Below are 5978 nucleotides of genomic sequence, written 5' to 3'. Positions count from 1 at the left end.
ATATACGCACGCGCCGGGTAGCTGAACCACGGCCAGCGGCTGACGCGCAGGGCCACAATCACCAGTGACCAGGCCAAGCCCAACGCCAAGGAGGCGAAAAACAGGCTCAGGGTAGTCGGCAACGCGGCCAACAGTTTCAGCAGGGTGGCGGACAGAAAAGGTAGGTCGAGCATGGCCAACCCCTAAGAAGACATAAACGTGGCGCGCCGGGTGCGGCGCACCCGCGCTTCGGCTCGGCCAAACACCTGGCTAGACGCCCAGGTCAATAGCAGATAGCCGATGCCGCCGACGATATAAAAGGTGAAGTACTGTCGGGTGGAGCCGGCTGCCACCTGGCTGGCGCGCATCAACTCGACCAGGCCGATCACCGAGATCAACGCCGAATCCTTAAGGCTCATTTGCCAAACGTTGCCCAATCCCGGCAGCGCATAACGCATCACCTGCGGAATCAGCACGCGGCGTAGGCGCTGGCTACGGCTCATGCCGATCGCTGCCGCCGCCTCCAGTTCGCCAATTGGCACGGCCTTGTAGGCGCCGCGGTAAACCTCGGCCTGATAGGAGCCGGAAATCAGCCCCACCGCCAAGGCACCGATGGCAAAAGGCGGCAGGTCGATATAGCCCTCACCGCCAAACCAATGGGCCACGGCCGAAACCATGGTGCCGCCGCCGAAATAGAACAGGTAAATAATCAGCAGCTCGGGAATGCCGCGAAACAGAATGGAATACAGCTCGCCCAGCCAACGCAAAGCGCGCCGGGACGACAGCTTCGCCGCTGCCACCAGGCCACCCAATACCGCGCCTACTAACAGCGCGGTGGCGGTCAACACCAAGGTCATCAGCGCCGCCTGCAACAGCGCAGCGCCCCAGCCCTGTTCCCCGAAACCCAGCAGTTGCACAAGGTCCATGATCTCGTTCTCGATGTTCAGCGTTTGCCATTAAGAAAAACGGGTCCGGCCACGCCGGGCCAGGCACTCACGGGGTGAGGTCGACCTTGAACCATTTCTCGCTGAGTTTTTTCACCGTGCCGTCGGCAATCGCCTCTTTGAGCGCGCCATCAAATTTGGCTTTAAGGTCGGTATCGGCTTTGCGGAACGCCAGCGCTTCGCCTTCACCCCAGATCGGCCCGGCGATTTCTGGGCCGGTGTAGACGAGGCCTTTGTTATCGGCTTTTGCCATCAGCGAATTGAGAAAGGTGACATCGTCGAACACCACATCAATACGGCCAGCGGTGAGGTCCAGCACGGCGTCGGCGGAGGTGCTGTATTCGCGCACCGTGGCCACATCTTTGAAGTAGGTGTCGATAAAGGGCGTGTATACGGTGCCGGAGGCGATACCGATGGTTTTGCCATCCAGTGCTTTACGCAGGGCCTCTACCGCCGGTTTGATTTGCGCGGCGTCGGTGCCCAGGGTCAGGGTGTTGGCCTGGCCGGTTTTACCCGGGAGCAGGTCGGCGTTCATGGCGGCGAAGCTGGCTGGGGTGCGCGCATAAGGAATAGAAAAATCCATCACCTCTTTGCGTTCCGGGGTGATGACGATGGCATCCATCAACACATCAAACTTGCCGGCATTCAGGCTGGCGATCATGCCGTCCCAGTTCTGCACCTGCACATCGCATTTCATCTTCAAGCGCTGACACAGAATCTCCATCAGCTCCGGCTCGAAACCGCTGATTTTGCCGCCCGGCAAGGTCAGGTTCCACGGCTCGTAACTGCCTTCGGTGGCGATTTTTACTGAGCTCCAATCCTTGGCCTGGCTGGCGCTAGAGGCCGCCAACAAGCAAAAAGCGAGGAGTGCGGTACCGCTGAATCTTTTCGCGTTAATCATCATGAGCATCCTGTTGGGTTGAGTTTTTTGGGGCGAAACAAACGGGCAGCCATGCAGCGATATGTCAGGTGAAACCATGTCGGCGGTAAGAAAAGCTCTGGATCGGCAGCTCGGTAGCGCCAACGCTGGCCAGGTCAGCGAGTGCCTGGCCGATGGCGCTGGCGAATTTGAAGCCATGCCCCGAACACGGCGAGGCAATCACCAGATTGCTGTCGTCGGGGTGTAGGTCGACGAGAAAGTCCTCGCTGGGCAATAGCGTGTAGCGGCAGGTAGCGGCGTGCCGGCGGCTACCGGCCCAGGTGGGCAGGTAACGGGCAACAAAATTGTCGAGTAAGGCGAGGTCTTCGGCATTGATTGGCGGGTTGGGCTGGTCCGGGTCGATGGCTTCGCGAAAGTGACAGTGGCGGCCGACCTTGATGCCGTCGCCATCAATATCGGCAAAGCCAAAGTAGGAACCGTGCTCGCCCAGATCGCGGAGAAATACCGGCATTTGGCCGGGCTCGGCGTTTACCGTGGCCGGGGTCTGGTACCAGGCCACCACTTGCTTGATCGGCACAGCCCTGGCGCGCAGCTGTGGAACCAGTTCGGCAATCCACGGGCCGGTGGCGATGATTGCGCGCCGCGCCTGGTAGCGGCCTTGCGCGGTATGCACGGTGACGCCGCTGGTAGCGCTGTCGATATGCTTAACGCGCTCACCCATATGCAGCGCGGCACCCGCTTGCCGCGCAAGTTTGAGATACGCGTGAATAGCCCGCTCCGGTCGCAGATAGCCGCCTTGGGCTTCAAACAAGCCGACTTCGTCGTCGTTTACGGCGAACTGCGGATAGCGCGCGCGGAGTTGCGCTGCATTCAACGCGGTATAGGGCAGGTCGTGACGCTCACAGGCCCGGCGGGTGCCCTCGACAATCTTGCTGCCGGCCGGCCCCACATGCAGCACTCCGGTTACGTGTAGCAGCGCCTCGCCTGAAGCCGCTTCCAACTGGCGCCAGTTGGCGTAAGCCTGGTGGGCCAATGGCACGTAGTCGTCACCCTCGAAATAGCCCAGACGAATCAGTCGGCTATCGCCGTGGGATGAACTCTCTGCATGGGCGGGTTGCGCGGCTTCCAGGCCGATGACCTTTAGCCCGCGCTCGGCCAAATAACTAATGGCTGCACTGCCCATGGCGCCGAGTCCAATTACTGCCACGTCATACATAGGCAACTCCAAAACCGCTAATGTCTGCACTTGTATGTACATGTAAAGCAAAATTAGGGCCAAGGATCTTAACCGTTCTAAACCGCGGACTTTTCCTCTCGATGAAAAGGAAAACGTTACGCCTGCGCACGTTTTACGCGCAGTGCAGCGAGCGCTGCACCGTTTCTACTCACCGCAATGCTTAAAGCCCAAACAGGATTGTGCAAAGGCTGCGCAGTATTCGCCTACCGACTCTGAGCAGCACCTTCTTACCCTTGAGTTCAGGCCTGCTTTTAGGCCGGAACCTCACTAGCGAGAATGGGAGTTACGGTATGCAAAACCCTCAGGAAAAAGTTGTTGTTATCACCGGTGCCAGCAGCGGTATCGGCGAAGCCACTGCGCGGCTTTTAGCCAGCAAAGGCGCGCGGGTGGTGTTGGGCGCGCGGCGCATCCAGCGCCTGGAAAACCTCGCCAGTGACATTCGTGCGGCCGGTGGCGTAGCCGATGTGCTGGCGCTGGATGTGACCGTCCCGCAAAGCGTGCAGGCGATTATCGATTTCGCCGTACAGCGCCATGGGCGGGTAGATGTGCTGATTAACAACGCCGGTGTGATGCCGCTATCGAAACTCGAGGCGCTGAAAGTCAACGAATGGAATCAGATGATTGATGTAAATATCCGCGGCGTATTGCACGGCATCGCCGCCGCGCTGCCGCTGATGCAACGTCAGCGTGCCGGGCAGATCATCAATATCGCATCGATTGGCGCTTATGCCGTAAGCCCTACAGCGGCCGTGTACTGCGCCACCAAGTATGCGGTGCGGGCGATTTCCGAAGGGCTGCGGCAGGAAGTGGGTGGCTATATTCGCGTCACCGTTATTGCTCCAGGAGTTACTGAGTCGGAGCTGGCGGAGAGTATTTCTGATGAAGGTGGCCGCGCAGAGATGCGCGAATTTCGCAAGATTGCCATTGGCGCAGACGCCATTGCCCGGGCCATCGCCTATGCCATTGAGCAGCCGGCCGATGTTGACGTCAGCGAATTGATCGTGCGGCCGACGGCGAGTCCATTCTAATTGGAGCGGCAAAAAGTAGCCTATTTAGGCTACAGCGGGAGAAGTAGCCTCAAAAGGCTACTTTCCGGTTAAGCGCCGGCAATCAGGCGACTGGTAAGCAGGCCGATGCCGAACGATGGGGTGCCTGGATAAACGCGGCATCGGTTGGCTAGCCGCCAGCCAGCGCACGAAAAGTAGGGGAGGCCATCACCCGCTTAAACGGCAAAATAAACTCAGCGACCACATGGGTGAGCAGCAGCATCACCAGTAGCGAGGAGGGCTTTTCAAGCATTGATCAAGTCCTTGATCCAGTTTTCCGTGTCGTCCAGATAGCGGTCGATCAGGCGGTTCTGCGCACGTTGCAGGGCCTTATTAACCGTTACCCCCGACTTGTTGAGAGCTTGGGCGGTGCTCTGCTGGTCGAGGCCTTTGACCAATTGCACGTAATAAGTCTGCGCCTCAACAACCGTCCATTTATCCACTATGGCGGCAACAAACTCTGTAGCCAGCTCAATGCGCGCCAGCAGCTCAGCATTGCTGCAGAAGAACCCCAGGGTTGAACGTTTCATGCTATCGAGCCCTTGGCCAGACAAAACAAAGGCCTCGCCGAAATGCTTTTGGGTCTCTGCTTCACCAATGCCTATTGCGATGCGGGCAGCCACGGCAATCAGCGATACCCCAAGCTCTGCCTGCCTTTTACACTAGCGCTCCATTTTTCCAAACCGGCCCAAACATGGACATCGAACTCGCCCGCACCTTTCTGCAGATAGTCCGCAGCGGCAGCTTGGTGGCGGCGGCTGAGCAGTTGCATGTGACGCAAACGGCGATCACCGCGCGGGTGCAAAACCTTGAGACCCAACTGGGCTGCAAGCTGTTTGTGCGCAACCGTGCCGGGGCCAAGCTGACGGCCGATGGCGAGGCGTTTGTGCTGTTTGCCAATCAGTTGGTGCAGACCTGGGCCGCAGCGCAGCGTGATTTGCCGTTGATGCCGGGTTATCGCACGGTGTTGCGCGTGGGCGGCGAGGTGAGTTTGTGCAATCCGTTGATGCTCAGTTGGGTGCAGCAGTTGCGCGAGCAAATGCCAGGTTATGCCCTGCGCGCGGAAATCGGCGAGGGCCAGGCGTTGCTTAAGCAATTGGAGCTGGGTGTGTTGGATGCCGCGTTGGTGTATCAGCCGTCGTATTGGCCCGGGTTGCAGGTGGAGCAGTTGCTCGAGGAAAAGCTGATTCTGGTGCGTCAACCGCAGCGGCCGGAGCCTTATGTGTATATCGATTGGGGCGAAGGTTTTCGTCGTCAGCACGACGCGGCGCTGCCGGAGAAGGCCAAGGCGGCGCTGAGTTTTAACCATGGGCCGCTGGCGTTGCAGTACATCCTGGCCTCTGGTGGCAGCGGCTATTTCCGTACCCGGGTGGTGCAGAGCTATCTCGATAGCGGCGCGCTGGAACGGGTCGAGAAAGCCCCCGAATTCAACTACCCAACTTATCTGGTGTACGCCCGCGAGCATGATAGCGAGGCGTTGCAGCAGGCCTTTGCGTTATTGCGCGAGGTGGTGCGCAGCGGCGTGGATTGGTCGCAGCGTTGGGACCCGGTTTAACCCTAGGCCAAGTGGGTTAGCAGGTCGCGGTGCAAGGCGGCGATCAGGTCGGTTTGGCTAACGATGCCCAGCAGTTCGCCGTTGTGCAGAACGGGTAGGCAGTGCAGGCCTTGTTCCGAGAGCAGCGGAATCATTTCCACCACGTGGGCGCTGCGGTGTACGGCAGTTACCGGGTGGCTCATTACCTCTTCCAGCAACACATCGCGGCGTTGACCGAGCAGGTTGCGTCGACCGTTATGGTTGACCAGATCAATCAGGCTGACGATGCCCACCAACTGGCGCTGCTCGTTGAGCACGGGCAGGGTTTTCAGGTGGTGGTGTTTAAGCAGTTTTAGCG

At 59.3% G+C, this 5978-nt stretch carries 8 protein-coding genes; 2 read left to right on the top strand and 6 right to left on the bottom strand.

Annotation, left to right across the window (positions count from 1 at the left end; all coding sequences use genetic code 11):
- Positions 1-182: 182 nt before the first annotated feature.
- The 3 genes from AAAB16_RS21565 to solA all read right to left on the bottom strand — a co-directional run bounded on the left by AAAB16_RS21565 (position 183) and on the right by solA (position 3019).
- Complete coding sequence (locus AAAB16_RS21565; RefSeq protein ID WP_340665180.1) at positions 183-905, bottom strand: ABC transporter permease subunit; 723 nt, start codon at positions 903-905, stop codon at positions 183-185.
- Positions 906-972: 67 nt separating this feature from the next.
- The gene (locus AAAB16_RS21560) at positions 973-1824 is read right to left on the bottom strand and encodes a transporter substrate-binding domain-containing protein (protein ID WP_340665179.1); all 852 of its coding nucleotides are present in this window, start codon (positions 1822-1824) and stop codon (positions 973-975) included.
- 64 nt (positions 1825-1888) lie between these two features.
- Complete coding sequence (solA, locus tag AAAB16_RS21555) at positions 1889-3019, bottom strand: N-methyl-L-tryptophan oxidase (RefSeq protein WP_340665178.1); 1131 nt, start codon at positions 3017-3019, stop codon at positions 1889-1891.
- Positions 3020-3330: 311 nt separating this feature from the next.
- On the opposite strand from solA, the gene AAAB16_RS21550 reads away from it, so the two are divergent.
- Positions 3331-4068: an SDR family oxidoreductase gene (locus AAAB16_RS21550; protein ID WP_340665177.1), complete on the top strand. Its 738-nt coding sequence runs from the start codon at positions 3331-3333 to the stop codon at positions 4066-4068.
- Positions 4069-4216: 148 nt separating this feature from the next.
- Here AAAB16_RS21550 and AAAB16_RS21545 read toward each other — a convergent pair whose 3' ends face one another.
- Both AAAB16_RS21545 and AAAB16_RS21540 read right to left on the bottom strand, forming a co-directional pair.
- Entirely contained in the window at positions 4217-4339 is a 123-nt protein-coding gene (locus tag AAAB16_RS21545; protein WP_340665176.1) for a hypothetical protein, read from the bottom strand.
- Positions 4332-4616: a hypothetical protein gene (locus tag AAAB16_RS21540; protein WP_340665175.1), complete on the bottom strand. Its 285-nt coding sequence runs from the start codon at positions 4614-4616 to the stop codon at positions 4332-4334. The genes AAAB16_RS21545 and AAAB16_RS21540 overlap by 8 nt, the downstream gene beginning before the upstream one ends.
- A gap of 164 nt (positions 4617-4780) precedes the next feature.
- On the opposite strand from AAAB16_RS21540, the gene AAAB16_RS21535 reads away from it, so the two are divergent.
- A complete protein-coding gene (locus AAAB16_RS21535) occupies positions 4781-5641 on the top strand; it encodes a LysR family transcriptional regulator (protein ID WP_340665174.1) in 861 nt (286 codons plus the stop codon).
- 2 nt (positions 5642-5643) lie between these two features.
- Here the strand turns inward: AAAB16_RS21535 and AAAB16_RS21530 are convergent.
- On the bottom strand, positions 5644-5978 hold a 335-nt coding region (locus AAAB16_RS21530; RefSeq protein WP_340665173.1), incomplete at its 5' end, for a CBS domain-containing protein.

Source organism: Pseudomonas sp. (assembly GCF_037994325.1).
In the GTDB taxonomy this organism is placed as follows: Bacteria; Pseudomonadota; Gammaproteobacteria; order Pseudomonadales; family Pseudomonadaceae; genus Aquipseudomonas.
The sequence above is the reverse complement of the archived record's forward strand: the minus strand, read 5'-3'. Positions and strand labels throughout refer to the sequence as shown.

What these genes read in the sequence shown, in the direction of transcription:
- solA (WP_340665178.1), bottom strand. Translation starts at nt 3,019, where the DNA reads ATGTATGACGTGGCAGTAATTGGACTCGGCGCCATGGGCAGTGCAGCC.
- AAAB16_RS21535 (WP_340665174.1), top strand. Translation starts at nt 4,781, where the DNA reads ATGGACATCGAACTCGCCCGCACCTTTCTGCAGATAGTCCGCAGCGGC.
- AAAB16_RS21545 (WP_340665176.1), bottom strand. Translation starts at nt 4,339, where the DNA reads ATGCTTGAAAAGCCCTCCTCGCTACTGGTGATGCTGCTGCTCACCCAT.
- AAAB16_RS21540 (WP_340665175.1), bottom strand. Translation starts at nt 4,616, where the DNA reads ATGAAACGTTCAACCCTGGGGTTCTTCTGCAGCAATGCTGAGCTGCTG.
- AAAB16_RS21560 (WP_340665179.1), bottom strand. Translation starts at nt 1,824, where the DNA reads ATGATTAACGCGAAAAGATTCAGCGGTACCGCACTCCTCGCTTTTTGC.
- AAAB16_RS21550 (WP_340665177.1), top strand. Translation starts at nt 3,331, where the DNA reads ATGCAAAACCCTCAGGAAAAAGTTGTTGTTATCACCGGTGCCAGCAGC.
- AAAB16_RS21565 (WP_340665180.1), bottom strand. Translation starts at nt 905, where the DNA reads ATGGACCTTGTGCAACTGCTGGGTTTCGGGGAACAGGGCTGGGGCGCT.